22 protein-coding genes, 1 tRNA gene and 1 pseudogene are annotated in these 24,602 nt (G+C 40.7%); 17 read left to right on the top strand and 7 right to left on the bottom strand.

Going from position 1 to position 24,602, the window contains the following annotated elements; all coding sequences use genetic code 11:
• The first annotated feature begins 5 nt into the window (after window positions 1–5).
• Complete coding sequence (locus NYE79_RS06615) at window positions 6–911, top strand: DMT family transporter (RefSeq protein ID WP_000048000.1); 906 nt, start codon at window positions 6–8, stop codon at window positions 909–911.
• Window positions 912–955: 44 nt separating this feature from the next.
• Here NYE79_RS06615 and NYE79_RS06610 read toward each other — a convergent pair whose 3' ends face one another.
• Window positions 956–2,239 carry a solute carrier family 23 protein gene (locus NYE79_RS06610; protein ID WP_070683312.1) on the bottom strand — a complete coding sequence of 428 codons (1,284 nt, stop codon included), beginning with the start codon at window positions 2,237–2,239 and terminating at the stop codon, window positions 956–958.
• Between the two features lie 369 nt (window positions 2,240–2,608).
• On the bottom strand, window positions 2,609–3,322 hold the full coding sequence (rsmG, locus tag NYE79_RS06605) for a 16S rRNA (guanine(527)-N(7))-methyltransferase RsmG (protein WP_216728456.1): 714 nt from the start codon (window positions 3,320–3,322) through the stop codon (window positions 2,609–2,611).
• A gap of 93 nt (window positions 3,323–3,415) precedes the next feature.
• Between rsmG and NYE79_RS06600 the strand changes: the two genes are divergently transcribed.
• Window positions 3,416–3,976, top strand: a complete 561-nt coding sequence (locus tag NYE79_RS06600) for a LemA family protein (RefSeq protein WP_049479068.1) — start codon at window positions 3,416–3,418, stop codon at window positions 3,974–3,976.
• 1 nt (window position 3,977) lies between these two features.
• A complete protein-coding gene (htpX, locus tag NYE79_RS06595) occupies window positions 3,978–4,877 on the top strand; it encodes a zinc metalloprotease HtpX (RefSeq protein WP_216728455.1) in 900 nt (299 codons plus the stop codon).
• Between the two features lie 43 nt (window positions 4,878–4,920).
• On the opposite strand, the gene NYE79_RS06590 is transcribed toward htpX, so the two are convergent.
• Complete coding sequence (locus NYE79_RS06590) at window positions 4,921–6,480, bottom strand: ATP-binding cassette domain-containing protein (RefSeq protein WP_339293636.1); 1,560 nt, start codon at window positions 6,478–6,480, stop codon at window positions 4,921–4,923.
• Between the two features lie 332 nt (window positions 6,481–6,812).
• The gene (locus tag NYE79_RS06585) at window positions 6,813–7,142 is read right to left on the bottom strand and encodes a hypothetical protein (protein WP_042902425.1); all 330 of its coding nucleotides are present in this window, start codon (window positions 7,140–7,142) and stop codon (window positions 6,813–6,815) included.
• Between the two features lie 168 nt (window positions 7,143–7,310).
• Between NYE79_RS06585 and NYE79_RS06580 the strand changes: the two genes are divergently transcribed.
• The 7 genes from NYE79_RS06580 to NYE79_RS06550 all read left to right on the top strand — a co-directional run bounded on the left by NYE79_RS06580 (window position 7,311) and on the right by NYE79_RS06550 (window position 16,213).
• Window positions 7,311–7,853 (top strand): DUF177 domain-containing protein, encoded by a 543-nt coding sequence (locus NYE79_RS06580; RefSeq protein ID WP_000773195.1) that lies wholly within the window; start codon window positions 7,311–7,313, stop codon window positions 7,851–7,853.
• Window positions 7,854–8,483 (top strand): endonuclease III, encoded by a 630-nt coding sequence (gene nth / locus NYE79_RS06575; RefSeq protein ID WP_339293635.1) that lies wholly within the window; start codon window positions 7,854–7,856, stop codon window positions 8,481–8,483.
• A 210-nt stretch (window positions 8,484–8,693) separates the two neighbouring features.
• The gene (pyrR, locus tag NYE79_RS06570; RefSeq protein ID WP_000850018.1) at window positions 8,694–9,215 is read left to right on the top strand and encodes a bifunctional pyr operon transcriptional regulator/uracil phosphoribosyltransferase PyrR; all 522 of its coding nucleotides are present in this window, start codon (window positions 8,694–8,696) and stop codon (window positions 9,213–9,215) included.
• Between the two features lie 18 nt (window positions 9,216–9,233).
• A complete protein-coding gene (locus NYE79_RS06565; RefSeq protein ID WP_009729987.1) occupies window positions 9,234–10,157 on the top strand; it encodes an aspartate carbamoyltransferase catalytic subunit in 924 nt (307 codons plus the stop codon).
• 49 nt (window positions 10,158–10,206) lie between these two features.
• Window positions 10,207–11,286, top strand: a complete 1,080-nt coding sequence (locus NYE79_RS06560) for a carbamoyl phosphate synthase small subunit (protein ID WP_339293634.1) — start codon at window positions 10,207–10,209, stop codon at window positions 11,284–11,286.
• Window positions 11,287–11,487: 201 nt separating this feature from the next.
• Complete coding sequence (carB, locus tag NYE79_RS06555; RefSeq protein ID WP_339293633.1) at window positions 11,488–14,664, top strand: carbamoyl-phosphate synthase large subunit; 3,177 nt, start codon at window positions 11,488–11,490, stop codon at window positions 14,662–14,664.
• A 214-nt stretch (window positions 14,665–14,878) separates the two neighbouring features.
• Window positions 14,879–16,213, top strand: coding sequence for an Nramp family divalent metal transporter (locus NYE79_RS06550; RefSeq protein WP_070568907.1), 1,335 nt, complete (start codon window positions 14,879–14,881; stop codon window positions 16,211–16,213).
• Between the two features lie 117 nt (window positions 16,214–16,330).
• Here NYE79_RS06550 and NYE79_RS06545 read toward each other — a convergent pair whose 3' ends face one another.
• The 3 genes and pseudogenes from NYE79_RS06545 to NYE79_RS06535 all read right to left on the bottom strand — a co-directional run bounded on the left by NYE79_RS06545 (window position 16,331) and on the right by NYE79_RS06535 (window position 18,657).
• Complete coding sequence (locus NYE79_RS06545; RefSeq protein ID WP_000710762.1) at window positions 16,331–16,573, bottom strand: type B 50S ribosomal protein L31; 243 nt, start codon at window positions 16,571–16,573, stop codon at window positions 16,331–16,333.
• A gap of 163 nt (window positions 16,574–16,736) precedes the next feature.
• Window positions 16,737–17,605: pseudogene (locus NYE79_RS06540) on the bottom strand (lantibiotic ABC transporter permease).
• A 107-nt stretch (window positions 17,606–17,712) separates the two neighbouring features.
• Window positions 17,713–18,657: a bifunctional oligoribonuclease/PAP phosphatase NrnA gene (locus NYE79_RS06535; RefSeq protein ID WP_268702466.1), complete on the bottom strand. Its 945-nt coding sequence runs from the start codon at window positions 18,655–18,657 to the stop codon at window positions 17,713–17,715.
• Window positions 18,658–18,760: 103 nt separating this feature from the next.
• Between NYE79_RS06535 and NYE79_RS06530 the strand changes: the two genes are divergently transcribed.
• From NYE79_RS06530 to cas9, 7 genes are all read left to right on the top strand, one after another.
• Window positions 18,761–19,204, top strand: coding sequence for a flavodoxin (locus NYE79_RS06530; RefSeq protein WP_001162125.1), 444 nt, complete (start codon window positions 18,761–18,763; stop codon window positions 19,202–19,204).
• A 117-nt stretch (window positions 19,205–19,321) separates the two neighbouring features.
• Window positions 19,322–19,588 carry a chorismate mutase gene (locus tag NYE79_RS06525; protein WP_001046955.1) on the top strand — a complete coding sequence of 89 codons (267 nt, stop codon included), beginning with the start codon at window positions 19,322–19,324 and terminating at the stop codon, window positions 19,586–19,588.
• The gene (crcB, locus tag NYE79_RS06520) at window positions 19,585–19,959 is read left to right on the top strand and encodes a fluoride efflux transporter CrcB (RefSeq protein WP_084881388.1); all 375 of its coding nucleotides are present in this window, start codon (window positions 19,585–19,587) and stop codon (window positions 19,957–19,959) included. Before NYE79_RS06525 ends, crcB (NYE79_RS06520) begins: the two co-directional genes overlap by 4 nt.
• Window positions 19,953–20,282 (top strand): fluoride efflux transporter CrcB, encoded by a 330-nt coding sequence (gene crcB, locus NYE79_RS06515; RefSeq protein ID WP_339293632.1) that lies wholly within the window; start codon window positions 19,953–19,955, stop codon window positions 20,280–20,282. Before crcB (NYE79_RS06520) ends, crcB (NYE79_RS06515) begins: the two co-directional genes overlap by 7 nt.
• A gap of 118 nt (window positions 20,283–20,400) precedes the next feature.
• On the top strand, window positions 20,401–20,748 hold the full coding sequence (rplS, locus tag NYE79_RS06510; RefSeq protein ID WP_001068669.1) for a 50S ribosomal protein L19: 348 nt from the start codon (window positions 20,401–20,403) through the stop codon (window positions 20,746–20,748).
• Between the two features lie 42 nt (window positions 20,749–20,790).
• Window positions 20,791–20,862: transfer RNA gene (locus NYE79_RS06505), tRNA-Arg, on the top strand.
• A 219-nt stretch (window positions 20,863–21,081) separates the two neighbouring features.
• Complete coding sequence (gene cas9 / locus NYE79_RS06500) at window positions 21,082–24,447, top strand: type II CRISPR RNA-guided endonuclease Cas9 (protein ID WP_216728449.1); 3,366 nt, start codon at window positions 21,082–21,084, stop codon at window positions 24,445–24,447.
• The last annotated feature ends 155 nt before the right edge of the window (window positions 24,448–24,602 follow it).

The raw sequence follows: 24,602 nt of genomic DNA, 5'->3' as shown, positions 1-24,602 counted from the left end.
GAAGTATGTCAAAAACCGTAAAAGGAACTCTGTATACAGTAGTGGCGGGGATTGCTTGGGGCTTGTCTGGAACCAGTGGCCAATACCTGATGGCACACGGGATTTCTGCTTTAGTCTTGACCAATTTGCGACTTATCATTGCAGGCTTGGCACTGGTGTTCTTATCCTACGTGACTGCAAAGAATAAACTCTATGCTTTTATAAAAGACAGAAAAAGTCTGCTATCTCTGTTGCTATTTGCAGTGTTCGGACTTTTCTTAAACCAGTTTGCCTATCTTTCTGCCATTCAGGAGACCAATGCTGGAACAGCGACAGTTCTCCAGTATGTGTGCCCCGTTGGGATCTTGGTTTATACCTGTATGAAAGATAGGGTAGCACCGACACTGGCTGAGATTATTTCGATTGGATTGGCTATAGGAGGAACTTTTCTGATTGCGACGCACGGGAAAGTTGACCAGTTATCTGTCACACCCCTAGGTCTGTTCTGGGGCCTCTTTTCAGCCTTGACCTATGCCCTCTATATCATCCTTCCTATTGCTTTGATTAAGAAGTGGGGCAGTATTTTGGTGATTGGTGTTGGGATGGTTATTTCTGGTGTAGTGGCTATTCCTTTCACAGGAGTCTTACAGGCCAGCATACCAACCAGCTTAGATTTTCTCTTTGCATTTGCTGGGATTATCATCATCGGAACGGTTTTTGCCTATACAGCTTTCCTAAAAGGAGCTAGTCTGATAGGCCCTGTTAAGTCTAGTTTATTAGCTTCCATAGAACCAATTTCTGCCGTTTTCTTTGCCTTTCTGATTATGAAGGAACAGTTTTATGCGATTGATTTTGTCGGTATGGCTATGATTTTACTAGCCGTGACCATTATTTCTTTGAAAGATTTACTGTTGGAAATAAAGAGTAAGTAATTAAAAAATCCACTCAATCGAGTGGATTTTGTGTATATAGATGATTAGTCTTTGTTTTCGTGTGGCAAGATCAAGTTCAAGATGATTCCTGTCATGGCTGATAAAGCAGTACCTGAAAGTGTAACTGGCCCAAGTTTGAGGATGGCTCCCCCAAGTCCAAGTACTAACATGGCACTAGCAATGATGAGGTTACGCATTTGACTGAAGTCAACGCGTTCCTTAATCAAAACTTTCAAACCGTTGCTGGCGATAACTCCGTAGAGAAGGATGGACATGCCACCAAGCACAGCATTTGGAATGGTTGAAATCAAGGCAGTAAATTTCCCTAGGAAGCTAAGAGCAATGGCGATGAAGGCCGCGTTACGGATAACGGAGACAGAAGCGATACGAGTCATCCCGATAACCCCTGTATTTTCTCCGTAGGTCGTATTAGCTGGTCCACCGAGGAAGGCTGATACAGATGTCGCGATACCATCACCAAGAAGCGTACGGTGAAGTCCTGGTTCTTTCAGGAATTGACGGCCACAGATTTGGCTTAAAACTGTGTGGTCTCCGATGTGTTCTGAAATGGTTACAATAGCGATTGGCAAGATGGCGATTGTTTCAGGACCGAAGTACAAGTTGTACTCTTTAAAGGCTCCACCTGTACTAAATGGCAAGTAGAAACCAGGAATTTCAAACCAGTTGGCTTGAAGGACTGGGGAAAAGTCAACCAAACCAAGCATCATAGCGAAGATATACCCACCGATGATGGCAAAGAGGAAAGGAATGATACGAAGGAAACCTTTTCCTTTTGTATTGATAAAAGCGGCAATCAAGAACGTCACGACAGCTACAAGAGCATTCTTCCAGTTTCCGTCTGCTACAAGTCCAGCATTCGTTACAGCAGAACCAGCAAGACCAAGACCGATAACGATAATCATAGGTCCGATAATGATTGGGGGCAAGAGTTTATCAATCCATTTTGTACCTGCAAAACGAACACTTGCTGCTACAAGGACATAGACCAAACCAGTCAAGATTACCCCCGTTTGAGCGGCAGAGACATCACCCCCCATTTCTTTCATGGCTAGAGACATAGCCGTGATAAAGGCGAATGAAGAACCTAGATAAACTGGAACCTTAAAGCCAGTAGAAATCATGTAGATAAGTGTTCCGATACCGGAAGCGAAGAGAGCAACCGATACGGGCATTCCCAAAATTAAGGGAACGAGAATGGTTGCACCAAACATGGCAAATACGTGCTGGAAGCTTAGAAGAATGCCTTTACCAGCAGAAGGACGTTGATCAACGTCTAGTAACAAGTCAACAGTTGATTCCTGTTTCATAAAAACCTCACTTTTGGGCACCAAAAAAGAGCCCATTATTTTGCAGCAATAGGCCCTCAGAGTAAGACTTTTTAAAAAATAGCTATCTTTTAAAAATTTATATAAATCTGCGCCTTCGTCACCTCACAGGATGACATTAAAAACCTTTGCTTAGGATAGTATAGCAGAAAAAATTCGTTTTGTAAACGAATTTTTCCCGAGCCGAGAAACAAAAAAGCGAGGTTGATTTTGTAAACGAATTTTTCCCGAGCCTAGAAATGTAAGAGTGAGGTCCGTTTTGTAAACGAATTTTTCCCGAGCCCGGAAATGCGAGAGCGAGGTTGATTTTGTAAATTGTTTTCTGAACTTTAAACAAGGGGGCACTATTGTTTAAAGTGGGCGTTTGTTGGGCATGCCAGCCTTTCTTGGGTACTTGTTAGGTGTTTCCTTTTTCTTTTCGACCACAGTGATGTAGCGCGGATCTCCATTTGGTAGAGCGTAGCTGAGATTGTCTTCGACCTTACTGAAGAGGAGGTTGAGGACATTCTTGGCTTCTAGCAATTCCTCAGGAGCATTGCTGGCCTTGAGTGCCAATAGTTTTCCGCTGACTTTAAGATAGGGAATGGTCAGCTCAGACAAGATCTGCATACGGGCAACCGCACGAGCCGTCACCACATCAAACCGGGCACGGAAGTTCTCGTCTTGGGCAAAGTCTTCTGCCCGTCCATGGTAAAAGTGAACACCATCCAAATCCAACTCCTGAGCCAAAAGCTGAAGGAAGTTGATGCGCTTATTGAGCGAATCAATGATGGTCACATCCAGCTGAGGATAGAGAATTTTCATAGGCAGACTAGGAAACCCTGCCCCAGCTCCGATATCAAGAAGTTTGATAGTTTCATTTGAAATCAAGCCTTGCAGAATAGGTGCAATCGAATCGTAAAAATGTTTGAGATAAACTTCCTCTTTATCTGTAATAGCGGTCAGGTTAATCTTCTCATTCCACTCGACCAAGAGTTCAAAATACCGTTCAAATTGGTTCTTTTGCTGGTCCGAAAGTGGAAGATTTTGCTCAGCTAGTAGGCTGTAAAATGTTTCTGGTTTCATAGTAGTTTCCTTCTCTAGTATCATCTTATTTTACCATATTCGTTAAAATTTTGATATACTGGTAGTAATCTAAAAGCAGAAAGGAATAAGATTATGACTTGGATTATTCTTGGAGTTTTGGCTCTGATTGTTATTTTTGTGATTGTTAGCTATAACGGTTTGGTTAAAAATCGTATGCAGACCAAGGAGGCTTGGAGCCAGATAGATGTTCAGTTGAAGCGTCGTAATGATCTCCTCCCAAACTTGATTGAAACAGTCAAAGGCTATGCGAAATATGAAGGTTCTACCTTGGAAAAAGTGACAGAACTTCGTAGACAAGTAGCCACAGCAACTTCACCAGCAGAAGCTATGAAGGCTAGTGATGCCCTTACCCGCCAGATTTCTGGTATCTTTGCAGTAGCAGAGAATTACCCAGACTTGAAAGCTAGTGCTAACTTTATCAAATTGCAAGAAGAGTTGACCAATACAGAAAATAAAATTTCATACTCACGTCAACTCTACAACAGTGTTGTCAGCAACTACAATGTAAAACTTGAAAGCTTCCCAAGTAACATCATCGCAGGACTATTTGGCTTTAAAGCTGCAGACTTCCTTCAAACACCTGAAGAGGAAAAGGCAGTTCCTAAAGTTGACTTTAGTGGTTTAGGTGACTAAGATGTTGTTTGATCAAATTGCGAGCAATAAACGAAAAACCTGGATTTTATTGCTGGTTTTCTTCTTACTCTTAGCCTTGGTTGGTTATGCGGTTGGCTATCTCTTTATGCGTTCAGGTCTTGGTGGCATGATTATTGCCTTGATTATTGGTCTTATCTACGCTCTGACCATGATCTTTCAATCGACAGAGATTGTCATGTCTATGAATGGGGCGCGTGAGGTTGATGAGCAAACAGCTCCAGACCTCTACCATGTAGTAGAAGATATGGCCATGGTGGCTCAGATTCCTATGCCGCGTGTTTTCATCATTGAGGATTCTTCTTTAAATGCCTTTGCGACAGGTTCGAATCCGCAGAATGCAGCTGTCGCAGCCACTTCGGGCCTCTTAGCTATCATGAATCGTGAAGAGCTAGAAGCTGTTATGGGGCATGAAGTCAGTCATATCCGAAACTACGATATTCGCATTTCGACCATTGCTGTTGCCCTTGCCAGTGCCATTACCCTTCTGTCTAGTATGGCAGGACGGATGATGTGGTGGGGTGGCGCAGGTCGCAGACGGAGTGATAATGATCGTGATGGAAATGGTTTGGAGATTATCATGCTTGTTATCTCTCTCTTAGCCATTGTTCTAGCACCTCTCGCAGCAACCTTGGTGCAATTAGCCATTTCCCGTCAACGGGAATTTCTGGCGGATGCATCCAGTGTGGAGCTGACCCGCAATCCTCAAGGGATGATCAATTCCTTGCGCAAGTTGGACAATAGCGAGCCAATGCATCACCATGTCGATGATGCCAGCAGCGCTCTTTATATCAATGATCCTAAGAAAGGTGGGGGACTTCAAAAACTCTTTTATACCCACCCACCTATTTCAGAACGAATCGAACGCTTGAAACACATGTAAAAAAATCCAGAGGTGATCTCTGGATTTTTGCTATGTTTAAAATCTAAAAATCTTGTAAATCAACAGCTTCCAAACCCTCTTCTGTCAAGCGATAGAGGTTCGTACAGACCTCTTTTAAGAAGCGTCTGTCATGCGAAACAGTGATCAGACCGCCGGGATAAGAGGCAAAGAGTTTTCTGATTTCGGGTTGAGAAGTGGGAGAAAAGTTTCGTGTGGGCTCATCTAGAAGGAGAAAGTTTGGTTTGCGCAAGACTAAATCCAAAAGTAGGAGTTTGCCTTGTTGCCCACCAGATAAAGAATGAATCTGGTGCTGCATCTCTGGATAGCTGAAATTGAGACTGGCTAGGTGGGATTGGATTTTCTGTAGTTCCTCTTTTTGCCCTGTCTGGCTGAGATAGGCTACTGGAGATAAATTCAATTGCAGTTTTTTGTGGTAATCTTGTGGCATAAAACCAAGCGAAATTTCTCTTTTGACGCTGAGCAGTTGTTGCAACTTGGCTAACAGAGTTGATTTCCCAACACCATTTGGCCCAATGATACCGATTTTATCTTGGCCACGGACCGTTAGTTGTAACCCCTGAGCTAAAACGCGCTCTCCAATGGACAAATTTTCTTTTTCCAGTTGGATTAAGACTTTAGAAGCCGGTAATGGTTGGATGTCTGAAAAGAAAAGTTGGATTTGTTCCTCTTCAAGTGGTTTTTGGGTCATGGACTGAGCTTCCTTTTCAAAGCGTTTTTCTTGAGAGAGAACAGTTTTCATCTTTTTAGCCAATAGGCGACCGGCAGTACTGTCTTTGGTAGCTCGAAGTACAGTTTCTACATTTTGCTTGACGCGACGATGCTTTTCCATGGTTTTGTCATAGGCTCTCTGGTCGTTAGCAGCTTGCTGACTTTGCCTTGCAAAACTAGCCTTTCTCTGCTCACTATAGCGATCATAGTCTAAATGCTCGACTAGCGTTTCCGCTTCTTTCCGATGCTTGACCAGCCGCAAGTGGACAATAGTATCTGCCGTATGAGAAAGAAAGTCTTCATCATGGGAAATGAAAATAACAGTTTGACTAATCTTTCGAATCTGCCTTTTTAGCCAATCAACCGTCTCAAGGTCAAGGTCATTTGAAGGTTCATCTAAAAATAGAATCTCAAAAGGTTTTGCTAACTCGTGAATGAGCTGAATTTTCAAAGCTTCGCCCCCTGATAGACTGCCAATTTCTTGGTCGCTAGCAAAACGGTCGCTATCAAAGTGCAACTCCTCCGCCAAGCGATAAAGAATACTGTAGTCTAAATCAGCAGAATCTAAAAAGAAGTAGTCATGTAGAGTCCTATTTTTCAGGATTTCAGGGATTTTTTGAGGAATGCATGCCAGTGATTGAAGGTCAGACTGGATGTCGCCCTTGATAGTAAAATCAGATAATGCTTCCCCCATTAAAGCTCGTAGTAAAGTCGATTTACCATTTCCTTCTTCACCAATAATAGCAACCTTTTCTCCGTCTTGGATAGTCATGGTTAGGTCAGATACAAGATCTCGTAGATCTTTGTTTTGCGTGATAGTTAGATGATTGATTTTTATCATATTGTTGCCCTTTCTAGAATGTCGATAGTGCATAACAAAAAGCTCTACTTTATCTAGTAGAGCCCAAAGTCACTGTCAAAACTCTATTATCCTCGTTGAAAAAACTCGTCAAACTAGCTTGGAGCTGCCTAACCCAACCCAAGAGGAGCATAGCTTTCTAGTTTTTTGATTTTCAATGAGGACAAGATACTAGAAAATCTAGTATGAAAAGAGCACACAAAAAGAGACAAAAACAAGATCTACTAAATAAAGATTCTTTATTTGATAGACTTAGTTGTTCATGTCTCCCTTACCTCCGAGTATTAGTACCTCTATCCTATACCTTTCAGGAAATTTTGTCAATAGAAAACAAGTGATTTCAAGCTCTAAAAACCGAAAACAGGTCCATAGAGAGTCAATACGTGTTTGACATGTTCGTAGTGGAACTTGTCATAGTTGCGCCAAGCGGTGCGTGCTTGATCATTCAGTTTTAAGCTCCCTAGTCCAATCAGCAGACTAGTACGTTGGTAAAATTTCTCAAGGTCGATTAAGATACTGTTGTCTAGCTTTTCTGCTTTTTTTAGTTCCTTAAGAGTAGTGTTCAGCAGCTCTTGCAGTCGAAGATCATCGGCTGTTCCCTGTTTGCAACTTTGGTAGCTTTTATTTAACTCGGAAAGGAGTTGGTAAGCTTCAGTGATGAGTGCTTTGTCTTCCATGTGAGCATCCTCCTTGCTCTGATGTATTCTTGCCTATAGTATAGCACTAATAGGAAGGTTTGTCATAGTAAATATGTTAAAAAATGAGATTTTAATCTCAAAGTTTGGGAGGCTGACTTATAGCCTTTTCATGGTATAATCAAGTGAGTACATCTTTATGGAGGAAATATGAAGTTAAACATTCAAGAAATTCGTAAGCAACCTGAAGGCCTGCATTTTGAACAAGCTTTAGACCTGGCAGCAGAATTGTGTAAACGAAATCAAGAGATTTTAGATGTCAAAGATATCCTTGCAGTGGGGAAGGTGCAGTACGAAGACCGTCTGTATTTCTTAGACTATCAGTTGTCATATACCATTGTCCTTGCTTCCAGCCGCAGTATGGAGCCAGTTGAGTTGGCTGAGTCTTATCCAGTCACAGAGGTCTTCATGGAAGGAGCGACCAACCAACTGGACCAGGAGGTTCTTGATGATGACTTGGTCTTGCCTATCGAAAATGGGGAAATCGACCTTGCTGAGAGCGTAGCAGATAATATCTTGCTCAATATCCCAATCAAGGTCTTGACGGCAGAAGAAGAGGCTGGCCAAGGGTTTGTGTCTGGAAATGACTGGCAAATCATGACTGAGGACGAATACCAAGCTCAACAAGCAGTCAAGAAAGAAGAAAACAGTCCATTTGCTGGCTTGCAAGGACTGTTTGATGGAGACGAGTAGATGGTTTTATCCAGGAAACGTGCCCGTCATGTCATTGAGGAAATTATTGCCCTTTTTCCAGATGCCAAACCAAGTCTAGATTTTCGCAATCATTTTGAACTCTTGGTTGCGGTGATGTTGTCAGCTCAGACGACAGATGCAGCGGTAAATAAGGCCACGCCAGGTCTCTTTGCTGCTTTTCCAACACCACAAGCCATGTCTGTCGCGACTGAAAGTGAAATTGCTTCACACATTTCTCGTCTGGGACTGTATCGAAATAAGGCTAAATTCCTTAAAAAATGTGCTCAACAATTACTAGATGATTTTGACGGGCAAGTACCTCAGACTCGAGAGGAATTAGAAAGCCTAGCAGGTGTTGGTCGCAAGACCGCCAACGTGGTCATGAGTGTGGGATTTGGCATTCCGGCCTTTGCGGTGGACACCCATGTTGAGCGTATCTGCAAGCATCATGATATTGTCAAGAAATCGGCTACACCCCTCGAAGTAGAAAAACGTGTCATGGACGTTCTGCCACCAGAAGAATGGTTAGCAGCCCACCAGGCCATGATTTACTTTGGACGAGCTATCTGCCATCCCAAAAATCCAGAATGTGCCCACTATCCCCAATTATATGATTTTAGTAATGTTTAAGGGGACTCTGAAAAAGTTTTTGCTTGATTTTAAGGGTGCTTTGTGCTATAGTAAATGATAACTAAATAGTCCTTTAAACCTGTCCCGTGAGGCAGGCAAGGAGCGCGATAAAGTAGAAGGGTGAAGTCTATACTGTTTACAGTAGGGCTCGCTTGGCTATACATTTCAAGTCTCCTTGTAGAAGGAGACTTTTCTTTTTGGAGGTTTGTCATGAAGACAAAAGAAGTTGTAGATGAATTGACTGTCAAACGAGCGATTACGCGAATTACTTATGAAATTATCGAGCGCAATAAAGATTTGAATAAGATTATCCTAGCTGGGATAAAAACGCGTGGTGTTTTCATCGCTCATCGTATCAAAGAACGCTTGGAGCAGTTGGAAAATATCACTGTTCCTGTTGTGGAATTGGACACCAAACCTTTCCGTGATGATGTTAAAAGCGGAGAAGATACTTCTTTGATTTCTGTTGATGTGACAGACCGTGAAGTTATCTTGGTGGATGATGTGCTTTATACAGGTCGTACCATCCGTGCTGCTATCGATAACATTGTCGGACATGGTCGTCCTGCGCGCGTGAGTCTTGCGGTGCTAGTAGATCGTGGACATAGAGAATTGCCAATCCGTCCAGATTACGTTGGGAAAAATATCCCAACCAGCCGTTCTGAAGAGATCATCGTAGAGATGACAGAACTTGATGGCCAAGACAGAGTTCTGATTACTGAAGAAGCTTAGAAAGCTGAAGGAGTAGCCATGTCAGAAAATCAACAAGCATTGAACCATGTGGTTTCCATGGAAGACCTCACTGTTGATCAAGTGATGAAATTGATCAAACGAGGGATTGAGTTTAAAAACGGAGCCCAGCTTCCTTATGAAGACCATCCGATTGTTTCCAATCTTTTCTTTGAGGATTCTACACGGACGCATAAATCCTTTGAAGTGGCAGAGATTAAGCTAGGGCTGGAGCGACTGGACTTTGATGTGAAGACCAGCTCAGTAAACAAGGGTGAGACACTGTATGACACAATCCTAACCTTGTCTGCGCTTGGTGTAGATGTCTGCGTGATTCGCCACCCAGAGGTCGATTATTACAAAGAATTGATTGCAAGTCCAACCATTACGACTTCCATTATCAATGGTGGAGATGGTTCAGGTCAACACCCTAGTCAGAGCCTGCTTGATTTGATGACCATTTATGAGGAATTTGGTCACTTTGAGGGTCTCAAGGTTGCTATTGCAGGTGACTTGGATCATTCACGTGTTGCCAAATCCAATATGCAAATTTTGAAACGCTTGGGTGCTGAACTTTTCTTTGCAGGACCTGAGGAATGGAGAAGTCAAGAGTTTGCGGACTATGGACAGTTTGTAACTATTGATGAGATTGTTGATCAGGTGGATGTTTTGATGTTACTACGAGTTCAACATGAACGCCATGATAGTGGTGCAGTCTTTTCAAAAGAAGACTACCATGCCCAACATGGTTTGACTCAAGAACGTTATGATCGTTTGAAAGAAACAGCAATCATTATGCATCCGGCTCCAGTCAATCGGGATGTGGAAATTGCTGACCACTTGGTTGAAGCACCAAAATCACGGATTGTCCAACAAATGACCAATGGAGTCTTTGTTCGAATGGCAATCTTAGAATCCGTACTGGCGAGTAGAAACGCCAACTAAAACACAGGACGTTAAAAGACGCCAGTGAGCGTCCACGAGAGGTGAAAATATGACAAAAAGACTTCTAGTATTAGAAGATGGCACAGTTTTTGAAGGCAAGGCCTTCGGAGCAGATATTGATGTAACAGGCGAAATCGTCTTTAACACAGGTATGACCGGCTACCAAGAGTCCATTACAGACCAGTCTTATAATGGACAAATCTTGACCTTTACTTATCCTTTGGTGGGAAATTATGGAATTAATCGTGATGATTACGAATCTATCATTCCAACTTGTAAAGGAGTTGTCGTTTTCGAAGAAGCGCGTCGAGCTAGCAACTGGCGGAATCAAATGACGCTGGATGAATTTTTGAAAGCTAAGAAAATTCCTGGTATTTCAGGGATTGATACGCGTGCCCTTACTAAGATTATCCGTAAGCATGGTACTATGCGTGCAACCTTGACCCATGTTGGGGACAGTATGGATCATGTGACGGACCAGCTGCAAGCAACAGTCTTGCCGACAGACAATATCAAACAGGTTTCTACTAAAACATCTTATCCAGCTCCAGGAGTTGGTTTGAGTGTGGTCTTAGTAGACTTTGGTCTCAAGCACTCAATCCTACGTGAACTATCTAAGCGTAACTGTAACGTGACGGTTGTTCCTTATTCAACAACAGCAGAAGAAATTCTCCACCTAAATCCTGATGGAGTTATGTTGTCAAATGGTCCAGGAAACCCAGAAGATGTTCCAGAAGCACTGGACATGATTCGTGGTGTGCAAGGGAAAATTCCAATCTTTGGTATCTGTATGGGGCACCAACTCTTTGCTATGGCAAACGGGGCTAAGACCTACAAGATGAAGTTTGGTCATCGTGGCTTTAACCACGCAGTACGTGAAATTGCAACAGGACGCGTAGACTTTACCAGCCAGAACCACGGTTATGCAGTCAACCGTGAGGATTTACCAGAGCACTTGATCATTACCCACGAAGAAATCAATGACAAGTCAGTTGAAGGTGTACGTCACAGATACCAACCAGGTTTTTCTGTACAATTCCACCCAGATGCAGCTCCTGGTCCACATGACGCTAGCTACCTCTTTGATGAATTTATCGAGATGATGGAAGCTTTTAAACAAGCAAACTAAAGACGAGTGAGAAATCGTCAGAGAATTTATTTAATGGCAACCAGAGAGTTGCCGAATAGAAAGGAGAAGGGTGGTCCGTATTTGCTGAACTGAATACGGGCTACGGACGGTGCTAAAAAGATAGTTATTCCTAGAACTGATAGTTCTTCGTCATAACTCCTATTTTAGCTTTGCCCGCTTGACGCCCTTAATATCTTATAAATGCCTAAACGTACTGATATTCAAAAAATTATGGTGATTGGTTCTGGTCCGATTATTATTGGTCAGGCTGCTGAGTTTGACTACGCTGGGACCCAGGCCTGCTTGTCTTTGAAAGAGGAAGGTTATGAAGTTGTCTTGGTGAACTCAAACCCTGCCACCATCATGACGGACAAGGAGATTGCGGACAAGGTCTACATCGAACCGATCACACTCGAGTTTGTGACACGTATTCTCCGTAAGGAACGTCCAGATGCCTTGCTTCCAACTCTTGGTGGTCAGACAGGACTCAATATGGCCATGGAATTGTCTAAAAATGGTATCCTAGATGAGCTTGGAGTAGAGCTTTTAGGTACTAAATTGTCTGCTATCGACCAAGCTGAGGACCGCGATCTCTTTAAACAATTGATGGAAGAGCTCAAGCAACCAATCCCTGAATCTGAAATTGTCAACACAGTGGAAGAAGCTGTTGCCTTTGCGGCATCAATCGGCTACCCAGTTATCGTTCGACCAGCCTTTACCCTAGGTGGTACTGGTGGTGGTATGTGTGCCAACGAAGAAGAATTACGTGAAATTGCTGAAAATGGGTTGAAACTGTCACCTGTTACCCAATGTTTGATTGAACGTTCAATCGCAGGTTTCAAGGAAATCGAGTACGAAGTGATGCGCGACTCAGCTGATAATGCCCTCGTTGTTTGTAACATGGAGAACTTTGATCCAGTTGGGATTCACACAGGAGATTCTATCGTATTTGCTCCTGCGCAAACCATGTCAGACTATGAAAACCAAATGCTACGTGACGCGAGCTTGAGCATCATTCGTGCCCTTAAGATTGAAGGTGGGTGTAACGTTCAGCTGGCCCTTGATCCGCATAGCTTCAAGTACTATGTCATCGAAGTAAACCCTCGTGTATCGCGTTCGTCAGCCCTTGCTTCTAAGGCGACGGGTTATCCGATTGCCAAATTGGCTGCCAAGATTGCAGTTGGTTTGACCCTGGATGAGGTCATCAACCCAGTCACTGGTTCAACCTATGCCATGTTTGAACCAGCCCTTGACTACGTCGTTGCGAAAATTCCACGTTTCCCATTTGATAAATTTGAGAAAGGTGAACGTCGTCTTGGTACTCAGATGAAGGCAACTGGAGAAGTCATGGCCATCGGTCGTAACATCGAGGAATCTCTTCTAAAAGCCTGTCGTTCACTTGAAATTGGGGTTCACCACAATGAAATGCCTGAACTGGCAACCGTTTCTGATGATGCCTTGATTGAAAAGGTTGTCAAGGCCCAAGATGACCGTCTCTTCTACGTATCAGAGGCCATTCGCCGTGGCTACACACCAGAAGAAATTGCTGAATTGACCAAGATTGATCTCTTCTATCTGGATAAACTCTTGCACATCTTTGAAATTGAGCAAGAGTTGGGTGCCCATCCACAAGATCTAGAAGTCTTGAAAACTGCTAAACTCAATGGATTTTCAGACCGTAAGATTGCGGAGCTTTGGGAAACAACAGCTGACCAAGTTCGCCAACTTCGCTTGGAAAACAAGATTGTCCCAGTTTACAAGATGGTCGATACTTGTGCGGCAGAATTTGACTCTGAAACACCATATTTCTATTCAACCTATGGATGGGAAAATGAGTCTATCAAGTCTGACAAGGAATCTGTACTTGTCCTAGGTTCAGGTCCAATCCGTATCGGTCAAGGGGTTGAATTCGACTATGCAACTGTTCACTCTGTTAAGGCTATTCAGGCTGCTGGCTACGAAGCCATCATCATGAACTCAAACCCAGAGACCGTTTCAACAGACTTCTCTGTGTCTGATAAACTCTACTTTGAACCATTGACATTTGAAGATGTGATGAATGTTATTGACTTGGAGCAACCAAAAGGTGTTATCGTTCAGTTTGGTGGTCAAACAGCTATCAACCTTGCCGAGCCATTGGCAAAAGCAGGTGTGACCATCCTTGGTACCCAAGTCGCTGACTTAGACCGTGCCGAAGACCGTGACCTCTTCGAACAAGCCCTTAAAGATTTGGATATTCCACAACCACCAGGACAAACAGCAACCAATGAAGAAGAAGCTGTGCTTGCTGCTCGCAAGATTGGTTTCCCAGTCCTCGTTCGTCCATCTTATGTCTTGGGTGGACGTGCCATGGAAATCGTTGAAAACGAAGAAGATCTCCGTTCTTACATGCGTACCGCTGTTAAGGCCAGTCCAGACCACCCAGTCCTTGTTGACTCTTACATCGTTGGGCAAGAGTGTGAAGTTGATGCCATTTCAGATGGAAAAAATGTCCTCATCCCTGGTATCATGGAGCATATCGAACGTGCTGGTGTCCACTCAGGTGACTCAATGGCCGTTTACCCCCCACAAACCTTGTCTCAAAAGGTGCAGGAAACCATCGCAGACTATACTAAACGCCTAGCAATCGGCCTCAACTGTCTTGGGATGATGAACATCCAGTTTGTCATCAAGGATGAAAAAGTCTATGTTATTGAGGTCAATCCACGTGCCAGCCGTACAGTGCCATTCCTTTCTAAGGTAACTAATATTCCTATGGCTCAGGTAGCAACTAAGCTCATTCTTGGTCAAAAACTTGGAGAACTTGGTTACCAGGATGGACTTTACCCAGAAAGCACTCGCGTTCATATCAAGGCTCCAGTCTTCTCCTTTACGAAACTAGCTAAGGTAGACAGCTTGCTTGGGCCTGAAATGAAGTCAACAGGGGAAGTTATGGGTTCTGATACTACTTTGGAAAAAGCTCTCTACAAGGCTTTTGAAGCTTCCTACCTACACTTGCCAACCTTTGGAAATGTTGTCTTTACCATCGCTGATGATGCCAAAGATGAAGCCTTGGACTTGGCTCGTCGTTTCCAAAATATCGGTTATGGTATCCTTGCGACAGAAGGGACAGCAGCCTTCTTTGCCAGTCATGGACTGCAAGCCCAACCTGTTGGAAAAATTGGTGACGATGAACAGGATATTCCAAGCTTTGTTCGCAAAGGGAAAATTCAAGCCATCATCAATACTGTCGGAACCAAACGAACTGCTGACGAAGATGGTGAGCAAATCCGTCGTTCAGCCATTGAACATGGTGTGCCACTCTTTACAGCACTAGACACAGCAAATGCCATGCTTAAGGTGCTAGAAAGTCGTAGTTTTGTCACAGAAGCGATCTAGTTGAGAAAGAATTTTTACAGTTTTAAAGCCAGCGTCAGAAAACGCTGGCTTTTGCAATACTGATATTGCTTCTTTCAACTATCATTTTTTTTATTTGTAATCATTCTAAAATGTGATATAATAAGCGTGAATTGGAAATAGGAAATTATTTTCATTATATTTTCAAAAATTCCATTAAAAAAAGTAAAGACAGATTAGAAAGTGTAAAATTCCGATGTCTTCTTACAAAAAAGTCTCTCTTTCTGAGATCAATCAATCTATTGAAACTCCCAATAACAATCATTTTTGGCAAAATCTAAAAGCATTTTTAGGACCTGGAGCTCTTGTAGCAGTTGGTTATATGGATCCTGGAAACTGGATTACTAGTGTGGTTGGTGGTGCTTCCTACAAATATAGTCTCTTATTTGTTATTTTGATTTCATCTATCATTGCTATGCAGCTACAACAGATGGCTGGAAAGCTCGGTATCGTAACTAAGATGGACCTAGCACAGGCAACTGCACATCATGCTCCCAAATGGCTTCGCTATAGTCTTTGGGTGATTTTAGAATTAGCTTTAATGGCGACAGACTTAGCCGAGGTTTTAGGCTCAGCGATTGCCTTAAATCTTTTATTTAAAATACCGATTATGGTCGCTATCCTCTTAACCGTTTTAGATGTATTTCTTTTGTTGTTGTTGATGAAATTTGGCTTCAAAAAAATTGAAGCCATTGTGACGACTCTTATTTTAACCATATTAGCCATCTTTACCTATCTGGTGGCCTTATCCAATCCAAGTATTCAGGGTATCTTTGGTGGTTATTTACCGACTCCAACATTATTCGAAACACCATTGCCAGGTCATGAAAGCCAATTGACCTTGGCTCTAGGAATTGTGGGAGCGACAGTCATGCCCCATAATCTCTATCTTCATTCATCCCTATCCCAAACAAGGAAAATCAATCACAAAGATAAGAAGGATGTTCGAAAAGCCGTGCGTTTTATGACCTGGGATTCAAATCTTCAGTTGTCCCTAGCCTTTATTGTCAATTCCTTGCTTCTTATTTTAGGGGCATCTCTCTTTTTTGGTCATGCATCTGAAATTTCGGCATTCTCCCAAATGTACAATGCTTTACAGGATTCGACAATAGCAGGAGCGATAGCCAGCTCAACTCTGTCAACTTTATTTGCCCTAGCCCTCTTAGCAAGTGGACAAAATTCGACCATTACAGGTACTTTAACAGGACAGATTGTCATGGAAGGTTTCTTGCATCTGAAATTGCCTCAGTGGATTATTCGTATCGGTACCCGTATTTTTGCCTTGCTACCTGTGATTATAGTCGCTGTCTTGTTTGGACATCAAGAAAAAACCTTGGATCAGTTATTGGTCTATTCGCAGGTTTTTCTGTCAATCGCTCTTCCGTTTTCAATCTTCCCCTTAATCTATCTGACCTCTAAGAAGTCACTGATGGGAGAATTCACCAATGCCAAGTGGAACACTATCCTAGGTTACGCAGTTTCAATCATCTTGACCATTCTCAATATCAAGCTTCTTTTCGATATTTTTTAACCTCGTTTGAAATCAATTATAGTGTCAGCGTGAAGGTTGACAACATAGAAAGTAGTAGTGATTGGTTCATAAAAAGAAGTACAAAAAAAGAACAGTGGTAACTGTTCTTTTTTATCATTATTTGAGACCGTATTTTTTGTTGAAACGATCCACGCGTCCATCTGCTTGAGTGAACTTTTGACGTCCAGTGTAGAATGGGTGTGAGTCTGATGAAATTTCCACACGGATCAATGGGTAAGTTTCGCCTTCGAACTCAACAGTTTCGTTAGAGCGTTTTGTTGAACCGCTAAGGAATTTGTAACCAGTAGTTGTGTCCATGAAGACAACTGGGCGATATTCTGGATGGATATCTTTTTTCATTTTGCAATATTTCCTTTCTGCCATGGTCTCTTTGCGAGCCATAGATTGTTACCATACTAGTCTATCAGATTCTGATAAGTTTGGCAAGTCTTTTCCCTGATTTTATTAAAAATCTTGATAAAAAATCACTCCAGTGTTTACTGGAGTGAGGGTAGAAGAATGATTAGTTCTCTTGATTTGGAGCTTTTTCTTCTTGTTGATTTTTTACTTCTGTTTCTTTTACTGGTTCTGCGTTTTCTTCTGCTGATTTAGCCTCTTTTTCAGTTTCAGTAGGTTCTGTTTCTGTTGATTCTGTTACAGTTTCAGCTTCAGCCTCTGTTTCTGTTGGTTCGGCTACTGGCTCAGCTTCTGTTTTTGTTTCAGATTCAGATTCAGTAGTTTCTTCTTTTACTGGTTCTGCGTTTTCTGCTGCTGATTCAGCTTCCACATTAGCTGGTTCCTTAGCTTCTTCTTTTTGCTCGGTTTCCTCTTTAGCTGTCTCCGTTTTTTCAGCAGTAGTTTCTTCTTTTTTACGTTCTTGAGATTCTTTTTTGATTTCTTCGACCGCAGTTTTAACGGTAGAGCTTGTTACACGTCCGACAGTTTGAGCAAAATCTTTACCAGACTCAGCTAATTCAGTAAATGATTCTTTTGTATTTTACCACCTGACATTGCCAAGAGACCAGTTACAACTAGTGCAATGCTAGCAAGAATGGCTAAAATCAAACCAAAGCCGATTGAAATGCCATATCCACCAAAGTTAGACATGTACTTATTTACATTAAAGAGACTATTTAGTGTAACGAGAGTTGCAATTGCACCCGCGACAATGACACCAATTGAGAATCCCTTAGACATTGCTTTATTCATATTATTCAAGCACGCAAGAACAATAGACACAATAGCTGCGATAATGACAAACCACCCATCTCCTTGGTAACCATTCACGCTATAGGACCCAAAAGAACCTGCATTTAAACTAGCCCATGGCAAGAGTGAACCAAGGATTGCTACTCCAGCAGAAATGAGGATAAACAAACGATTTTTTTCCATTATTAAGTCTCCTTTTATTCAGTTTGATTTATTATACCATAAACTGAGGTACAAAGAAACCGTATATTTTAAGAATCTAGCATATAAAAGGCCAAGAAAATTCTTTCTTAGCCTTGGTGAATCTGTAGAGCCTCTTTCAGTTCTTTGTATATTTGTTCGTTTTCTTCTGGACTATAGGAATTGGCGCCACTGGCTAATGGATGCCCTCCTCCGTCGTGTTGTTTGGCAATTTCATTGATAGGAGTGATTTTACTGCGCATACGTACACGGAAGTGACCATCAGCTTGCTCAACAAAGATAGCCCAAGCCTTAACAGTATCAATTCGACCAGGTGCCCCAACAATCGCTGCTGTTTCAGCATCCGTAACCTTATATTTTTCCAAGATGTCTTGAGTAAGCAGAACGCGTGCAGCCCCATTCTCATCAACTTCTAAGTGATCATAAACATACCCTTGCAGTTTTGCAATCTTAAAGCTCATGGTATCCATTTGACGAGATAGTCCAGCAAAATCAAAATCAATTTCTCGGAGCTGGGCAGCTATTCTAAAGGTACGAGCACTAGTTGATGGGTAGAGAAAACGCCCTGTGTCCCCGACAATTCCTGCATAGAGAAGTCGTGCCGCTTCACTAGACAAAGCTAGCTGATTTTCTTGAGCAAATAATGCAATCATCTCACTGGCACTGCTTGAACTTGTATCCACCCAAGATAGGTCACCATAGATATCATCATTTGGATGGTGATCGATTTTGATGGTGAAAGCGGCTTGTTCGTAGCGTTTATCATCGATACGAGGACGATTCGCTGTATCACAAATAATAGCAAGAGCTCCTTGGTAGTCACTGTCTTGGACAGTATCCATTTCCGCCATCCAAGTTAGAGTTGGTTCGTTATAACCGACTGCTTTGATGGTCTTTTCTGGAAAATGGTGTGTGAGAAGAGCTTTCAAGCCCACTTGACTCCCTAAGGCATCTGGATCTGGTTTCATATGACGGTGAATGATAATGGTATCGTATTCTTTGATTTTCTCTAATATTTGCTGGCAAATTTCCATAAATAACCTCAATTCTTTCTCATTTCATTGTAGCACAAGAATTTTTATTTTTAAAATGAAAAAGATATGATATAATGGAGAAAGATAAATTGAGGAGGACGATATGGCATTAGCAAAAATTGTATTTGCCAGTATGACCGGTAATACCGAAGAAATTGCAGATATTGTAGCAGATAAATTGCGTGACTTGGGCTTGGATGTTGATGTGGATGAATGTACGACTGTTGACGCTTCAGACTTCTTGGAGGCTGACATCGCAATCGTTGCGACTTATACTTATGGAGACGGAGAATTGCCAGATGAGATGATGGACTTCTACGAAGACCTAGCCGATCTCAACTTGAATGGCAAAATCTACGGAGTGGTCGGTTCAGGAGATACCTTCTACGACGAATTCTGTAAGGCTGTTGATGACTTTGATCGCGTTTTTGTAGCGACAGGAGCAGAAAAAGGTTCAGAGTGTGTTAAAGTAGACCTTTCTGCCGAAGAAGAAGATATCGAACGTTTGGAACAATTCGCAGAAGAATTGGCTGCAAAAGTAGGATAAGAATCAAACTGCGCTGACTGGAAGAAGTCAGTGCGTTTTTTTATTAGTTTTTTTGGGATTTTACTAGCCTATTTAGAGGCTTTTTGATACAATAATTCAAATAAAGGAGGAGACTGTATGAACTTAGATATTATTCGGCAAGAAATTGATCAAATCGACGACCAAATCGTCAAGCTCCTAGAAGAACGGATGCATTTGGTTGAGGGAGTGGTTGCCTATAAGAAAGCCTCAGGAAAACCTATTTTAGATAGTAAGCGAGAAGAAGTCATTTTTGAAAAGGTAAGGAGTCGTGTAGAGGATAAGCGCTATCAGGAGACTATTGTTGCGACTTTTTCAGACATTCTCAAACGCTCGCGTGATTATCAGGATCAAAACATCAAATGAAAAAAGAACAATTCTATCCTCTAGGGATTTTTTTAGCTGCTATGTTGGGTGGCCTTGTCCGCTATTTTGTATCTAGTCAGTTGCCAGCCAGTCCTGACTTTCCTTGGGGCACCCTCCTTGTCAACTATCTGGGAATTTTTTGCTTAGTCTATCTAACAAAAGGCTATCTGGTCTATAAGGGAAGCAGTAAAGGTTTAGTTTTGGCTCTGGGTACAGGCTTTTGTGGTGGTTTAACAACCTTTTCTAGTCTGCTCTTGGATGCTGTGAAATTGCTCGATACCGAGCGATATCTTAGTTTGGGCATCTACCTACTTTTGAGTATTGGTGGAGGCCTGCTCTTGGCTTATGTTCTAGGGAGGAAGAAATGGTAATCGTCTATCTTGCAATCGCCTGCGGGCTTGGAGCCTTAGTGCGGTATTTCTTTTCCCGATATAATCAAACTTCTAAGTTGCCCCTAGGAACTCTCATAGCCAATCTTCTAGGATGTTTTTTGATCGGCCTACTCTACAATCATGTGGAATCCAAGGAAATCTATGCCATCCTAGCGACAGGTTTTTGTGGAGGGTTGACGACCTTTTCAACCTTGAATGACGAGCTGCAAAGACTGTTAAGTGACAAGAAGTTATTTTATAGCTATTTCCTCTTAACTTACATAGGCGGGTTTCTAGCGATTTTTTTAGGAATTCTGCTATAAATTTCTTTACTTTTAGGTGGAAATTTGGTAAACTGTATCTTGTGTGTAATGGACGCACAAAAATACAGTTTATCCGCTGAGGAAGGTTCCTCAAGATTGACAAAGATAGGAGAATAAAATGAATCCATTAATCCAAAGCTTGACTGAAGGTCAACTTCGTACAGATATCCCATCATTCCGTCCTGGTGACACTGTTCGTGTACACGCGAAAGTTGTCGAAGGAAACCGTGAACGTATCCAGATTTTTGAAGGTGTTGTTATCGCACGTAAAGGTGCTGGCATCTCAGAAAACTACACAGTTCGTAAAATCTCTAACGGTGTAGGTGTTGAGCGTATCTTCCCAATCCACACTCCACGTGTTGAAAAGATCGAAGTTGTTCGTTACGGTAAAGTACGTCGTGCGAAATTGTACTACTTGCGTGCTCTTCAAGGTAAAGCAGCTCGTATCAAAGAAATCCGTCGTTAATTCGACTAAAAAACTCTGCTCATTCAGCAGAGTTTTTCTCTAGCTCCCTTAGTTCAATGGATATAACAACTCCCTCCTAAGGAGTAGTTGCAGGTTCGATTCCTGCAGGGGGCAGTAAACTAGTAATTTTCATGTAGAAATCACTCAAGTTAAAATAGAACTCCAAAAGCGTGAGATCACGCTTTTTTGTTTTTTATCAATGATGAAAACGGGAGAATTTGCATATAATTATAAAAAGACAGGATATTTTAGTTAATTGCATATAATGATTTGATTTTTTAGGAAGTAAGGAGTAAAATTTAATTAATATGATGATTAGTTAGGAGTATAATTATGAATGGTTTAGTTTTAGGATTGGATATTGGTATTGCATCCGTAGGAGTGGGAATTCTAGAAAAAAATTCTGGAAAGATTATCCATGCGAATTCTCGTCTTTTTCCAGCTGCAACAGCTGATAATAATGTTGAAAGAAGAAAAAATAGACAGGTTCGACGATTACATCGTAGGAAAAAACACCGTGGTGTTCGCCTTAAGGATTTATTTGAAGACTATGGTTTTTTAACTGATTTTTCTAAGGTATCCATTAATCTTAATCCATATCGACTTCGTGTAGATGGCTTGAATCAGCAACTAACGAATGAAGAGCTGTTCATAGCTTTAAAGAACATTGTTAAGAGACGTGGTATTAGCTATTTAGATGATGCTTCTGAGGATGGGGGTACAGTATCGTCTGATTATGGTAAGGCAGTTGAAGAAAATAGAAAATTACTTGCTGAACAAACACCTAGTCAAATCCAACTAGAACGTTTCGAAAAATATGGTCAGGTAAGAGGAGATTTCACTGTTGTGGAAAATGGTCAGAAATGCCGATTGATCAATGTTTTTTCAACATCTGCTTATAGAAAAGAAGCTGAAAGAATTCTTAGAAAACAGCAGGAATTCAATAGTAAAATTACAGATGAATTTATAGAGGATTGTCTAAAAATCCTTACAGGGAAAAGAAAATATTATCATGGACCAGGTAATGAAAAATCTCGGACGGATTATGGACGTTTCAGAACAGACGGTACGACGTTAGATAATATTTTTGGTATTTTAATTGGAAAATGTACATTTTATCCGGATGAATACAGAGCTTCAAAAGCTTCCTATACTGCTCAAGAGTTTAACTTACTAAATGATTTAAATAATTTAACAGTTCCTACAGAAACAAAGAAACTTAGTGAGGAACAAAAGAAAACAATCATTGAATATGCGAAATTAGCGAAAACATTAGGAGCATCAACCTTATTGAAGTACATTGCTAAAATGATTGATGCTTCAGTAGATCAGATACGTGGTTATCGTGTTGATGTAAACAATAAACCTGAAATGCATACTTTTGAAGTCTATCGAAAAATGCAATCGCTAGAAACAATTTCAGTTGGGGAATTGTCTAGAAATGTTCTAGATGAGCTTGCCCATATTTTAACTCTAAATACTGAACGAGAAGGTATAGAAGAAGCGATAAACACAAAGTTAAAGGATTCTTTTAGTCAAGACCAAGTACTTGAATTGGTTCAATTTAGAAAAAATAATAGCAGTCTATTTAGTAAGGGATGGCATAATTTTTCTCTTAAACTCATGATGGAATTGATACCAGAACTCTATGAAACTTCAGAAGAGCAAATGACAATTCTCACACGATTGGGGAAACAAAAATCTAAAGAAACATCAAAAAGAACAAAGTATATTGATGAAAAAGAATTAGCAGAAGAAATTTATAACCCTGTAGTAGCAAAATCTGTCAGACAGGCCATAAAGATAATCAACGAAGCAACTAAAAAACATGGTATCTTTGATAATATCGTTATCGAAATGGCGCGTGAAAATAACGAAGAAGACGCTAAGAAAGATTATATAAAACGTCAAAAGGCAAACCAAGATGAGAAAAATGCAGCTATGGAAAAGGCTGCATTCCAATACAATGGGAAAAAAGAGTTACCAGATAGTATTTTTCATGGGCATAAGGAATTGGCTACTAAGATTCGTTTATGGCACCAGCAGGGAGAGAAGTGTCTCTATACTGGGAAGAACATTCCAATTTCAGATTTAATTCACAATCAGTACAAGTACGAAATTGACCATATTTTACCTCTTTCTTTATCGTTTGATGATAGTCTATCTAATAAAGTATTGGTTCTAGCTACAGCAAACCAGGAGAAGGGACAGCGAACACCGTTTCAGGCTTTAGATAGTATGGATGATGGTTGGTCCTACCGTGAGTTTAAATCTTATGTAAAAGAGTCTAAATTATTAGGTAATAAAAAGAAAGAGTACCTTTTAACGGAAGAAGATATTAGTAAAATTGAAGTGAAGCAGAAATTCATCGAACGGAATTTAGTTGACACTCGATATTCTTCTCGAGTTGTTTTAAATGCTCTACAAGATTTTTATAAAGCGCATAAATTCGATACAACTATTTCGGTGGTACGTGGACAATTTACCTCTCAGCTAAGAAGAAAGTGGGGACTTGAAAAATCTCGTGAAACCTATCACCACCATGCTGTGGATGCCTTAATTATTGCTGCTTCGAGTCAATTAAGATTATGGAAAAAACAGAATAATCCTTTGATTTCTTATAAAGAAGGACAATTCGTTGATTCAGAGACAGGAGAAATTATTTCGTTAACTGATGATGAATATAAAGAGTTAGTGTTTAAAGCGCCATATGATCATTTTGTTGATACATTGCGTAGCAAGACATTTGAGGATAGTATTCTATTTTCTTATCAAGTAGATTCAAAATTTAATCGAAAAATTTCAGATGCTACGATTTATGCAACAAGAAAAGCGAAATTGGATAAAGAGAAGTCTGAAGAAACTTATGTTTTAGGTAAGATTAAAGATATTTATAGTCAAGCAGGATATGATGCTTTCATTAAAATTTATAATAAAGATAAGAGTAAATTCTTGATGTATCACAAAGATCCACAAACATTTGAAAAAGTGATTGAAGAAATTTTAAGAACCTATCCTTCTAAAGAATTGAACGATAAAAATAAAGAGATCCCTTGCAATCCTTTTGAGAAATATAGACAAGAAAATGGGCCTATTCGAAAGTACAGTAAAAAAAGTAATGGTCCAGAAATTAAAAGTCTTAAATACTATGATAATAAACTAGGTAATCACATTGATATCACACCAGAAAGTAGTGATAATCAAGTGGTTCTTCAGTCACTTAAGCCTTGGAGGACAGATGTTTATTTTAATCATCAGACTAAAAAATATGAATTGATGGGTTTGAAATATTCTGATTTATCCTTTGAAAAAGGTAGTGGGAAATATAGTATTTCTAATCAGAAGTATAATTCTATAAAGAGAATTGAAGGTATCGATGAGCAGTCTGAATTTAAATTTACTCTCTATAAAAATGATTTGATATTAATAAAAGATTCAGAAAACAATGAACAAAAATTATTTAGATTTAATTCAAGGAATGATACGGCAAAACATTATATCGAATTAAAACCTTATGATAAAGCTAAATTTGATGGAGAACAAGAATTGATAACGATACTTGGAAATGTTGCGAAAGGAGGACGGTGTTTGAAAGGATTAAATAAATCAAATATCTCTATTTTTAAAGTCAAAACAGATGTTTTGGGTAATAAACATTTCATCAAAAAAGAGGGTGACGAACCAAAACTCAAATTTTAAAAAATATTTAAAAAAGAGTTGCAAACGCTTGTACAATGTATTATAATAGTAAATGTAAGGGACGCCTTGCACAGTTACTTAAATCTTGCAGAAGCTACAAAGATAAGGCTTCATGCCGAATTCAACACCCTGTCATTTATGGCGGGGTGTTTTCG

This window comes from Streptococcus sp. FSL W8-0197 (genome assembly GCF_037963785.1).
Taxonomy (GTDB): domain Bacteria; phylum Bacillota; class Bacilli; order Lactobacillales; family Streptococcaceae; genus Streptococcus; species Streptococcus oralis_CQ.
This window is presented reverse-complemented; position numbering and strand designations above follow the sequence as displayed.

What these genes read in the sequence shown, in the direction of transcription:
- rplS (WP_001068669.1), top strand. Translation starts at nt 20,401, where the DNA reads ATGAATCCATTAATCCAAAGCTTGACTGAAGGTCAACTTCGTACAGAT.
- NYE79_RS06585 (WP_042902425.1), bottom strand. Translation starts at nt 7,142, where the DNA reads ATGGAAGACAAAGCACTCATCACTGAAGCTTACCAACTCCTTTCCGAG.
- carB (WP_339293633.1), top strand. Translation starts at nt 11,488, where the DNA reads ATGCCTAAACGTACTGATATTCAAAAAATTATGGTGATTGGTTCTGGT.
- NYE79_RS06600 (WP_049479068.1), top strand. Translation starts at nt 3,416, where the DNA reads ATGACTTGGATTATTCTTGGAGTTTTGGCTCTGATTGTTATTTTTGTG.
- htpX (WP_216728455.1), top strand. Translation starts at nt 3,978, where the DNA reads ATGTTGTTTGATCAAATTGCGAGCAATAAACGAAAAACCTGGATTTTA.
- pyrR (WP_000850018.1), top strand. Translation starts at nt 8,694, where the DNA reads ATGAAGACAAAAGAAGTTGTAGATGAATTGACTGTCAAACGAGCGATT.
- NYE79_RS06565 (WP_009729987.1), top strand. Translation starts at nt 9,234, where the DNA reads ATGTCAGAAAATCAACAAGCATTGAACCATGTGGTTTCCATGGAAGAC.
- NYE79_RS06560 (WP_339293634.1), top strand. Translation starts at nt 10,207, where the DNA reads ATGACAAAAAGACTTCTAGTATTAGAAGATGGCACAGTTTTTGAAGGC.
- NYE79_RS06545 (WP_000710762.1), bottom strand. Translation starts at nt 16,573, where the DNA reads ATGAAAAAAGATATCCATCCAGAATATCGCCCAGTTGTCTTCATGGAC.
- NYE79_RS06535 (WP_268702466.1), bottom strand. Translation starts at nt 18,657, where the DNA reads ATGGAAATTTGCCAGCAAATATTAGAGAAAATCAAAGAATACGATACC.
- NYE79_RS06525 (WP_001046955.1), top strand. Translation starts at nt 19,322, where the DNA reads ATGAACTTAGATATTATTCGGCAAGAAATTGATCAAATCGACGACCAA.
- cas9 (WP_216728449.1), top strand. Translation starts at nt 21,082, where the DNA reads ATGAATGGTTTAGTTTTAGGATTGGATATTGGTATTGCATCCGTAGGA.
- nth (WP_339293635.1), top strand. Translation starts at nt 7,854, where the DNA reads ATGGTTTTATCCAGGAAACGTGCCCGTCATGTCATTGAGGAAATTATT.
- NYE79_RS06550 (WP_070568907.1), top strand. Translation starts at nt 14,879, where the DNA reads ATGTCTTCTTACAAAAAAGTCTCTCTTTCTGAGATCAATCAATCTATT.
- NYE79_RS06580 (WP_000773195.1), top strand. Translation starts at nt 7,311, where the DNA reads ATGAAGTTAAACATTCAAGAAATTCGTAAGCAACCTGAAGGCCTGCAT.
- NYE79_RS06530 (WP_001162125.1), top strand. Translation starts at nt 18,761, where the DNA reads ATGGCATTAGCAAAAATTGTATTTGCCAGTATGACCGGTAATACCGAA.
- crcB (WP_084881388.1), top strand. Translation starts at nt 19,585, where the DNA reads ATGAAAAAAGAACAATTCTATCCTCTAGGGATTTTTTTAGCTGCTATG.
- NYE79_RS06610 (WP_070683312.1), bottom strand. Translation starts at nt 2,239, where the DNA reads ATGAAACAGGAATCAACTGTTGACTTGTTACTAGACGTTGATCAACGT.
- NYE79_RS06590 (WP_339293636.1), bottom strand. Translation starts at nt 6,480, where the DNA reads ATGCACTATCGACATTCTAGAAAGGGCAACAATATGATAAAAATCAAT.
- NYE79_RS06615 (WP_000048000.1), top strand. Translation starts at nt 6, where the DNA reads ATGTCAAAAACCGTAAAAGGAACTCTGTATACAGTAGTGGCGGGGATT.
- crcB (WP_339293632.1), top strand. Translation starts at nt 19,953, where the DNA reads ATGGTAATCGTCTATCTTGCAATCGCCTGCGGGCTTGGAGCCTTAGTG.
- rsmG (WP_216728456.1), bottom strand. Translation starts at nt 3,322, where the DNA reads ATGAAACCAGAAACATTTTACAGCCTACTAGCTGAGCAAAATCTTCCA.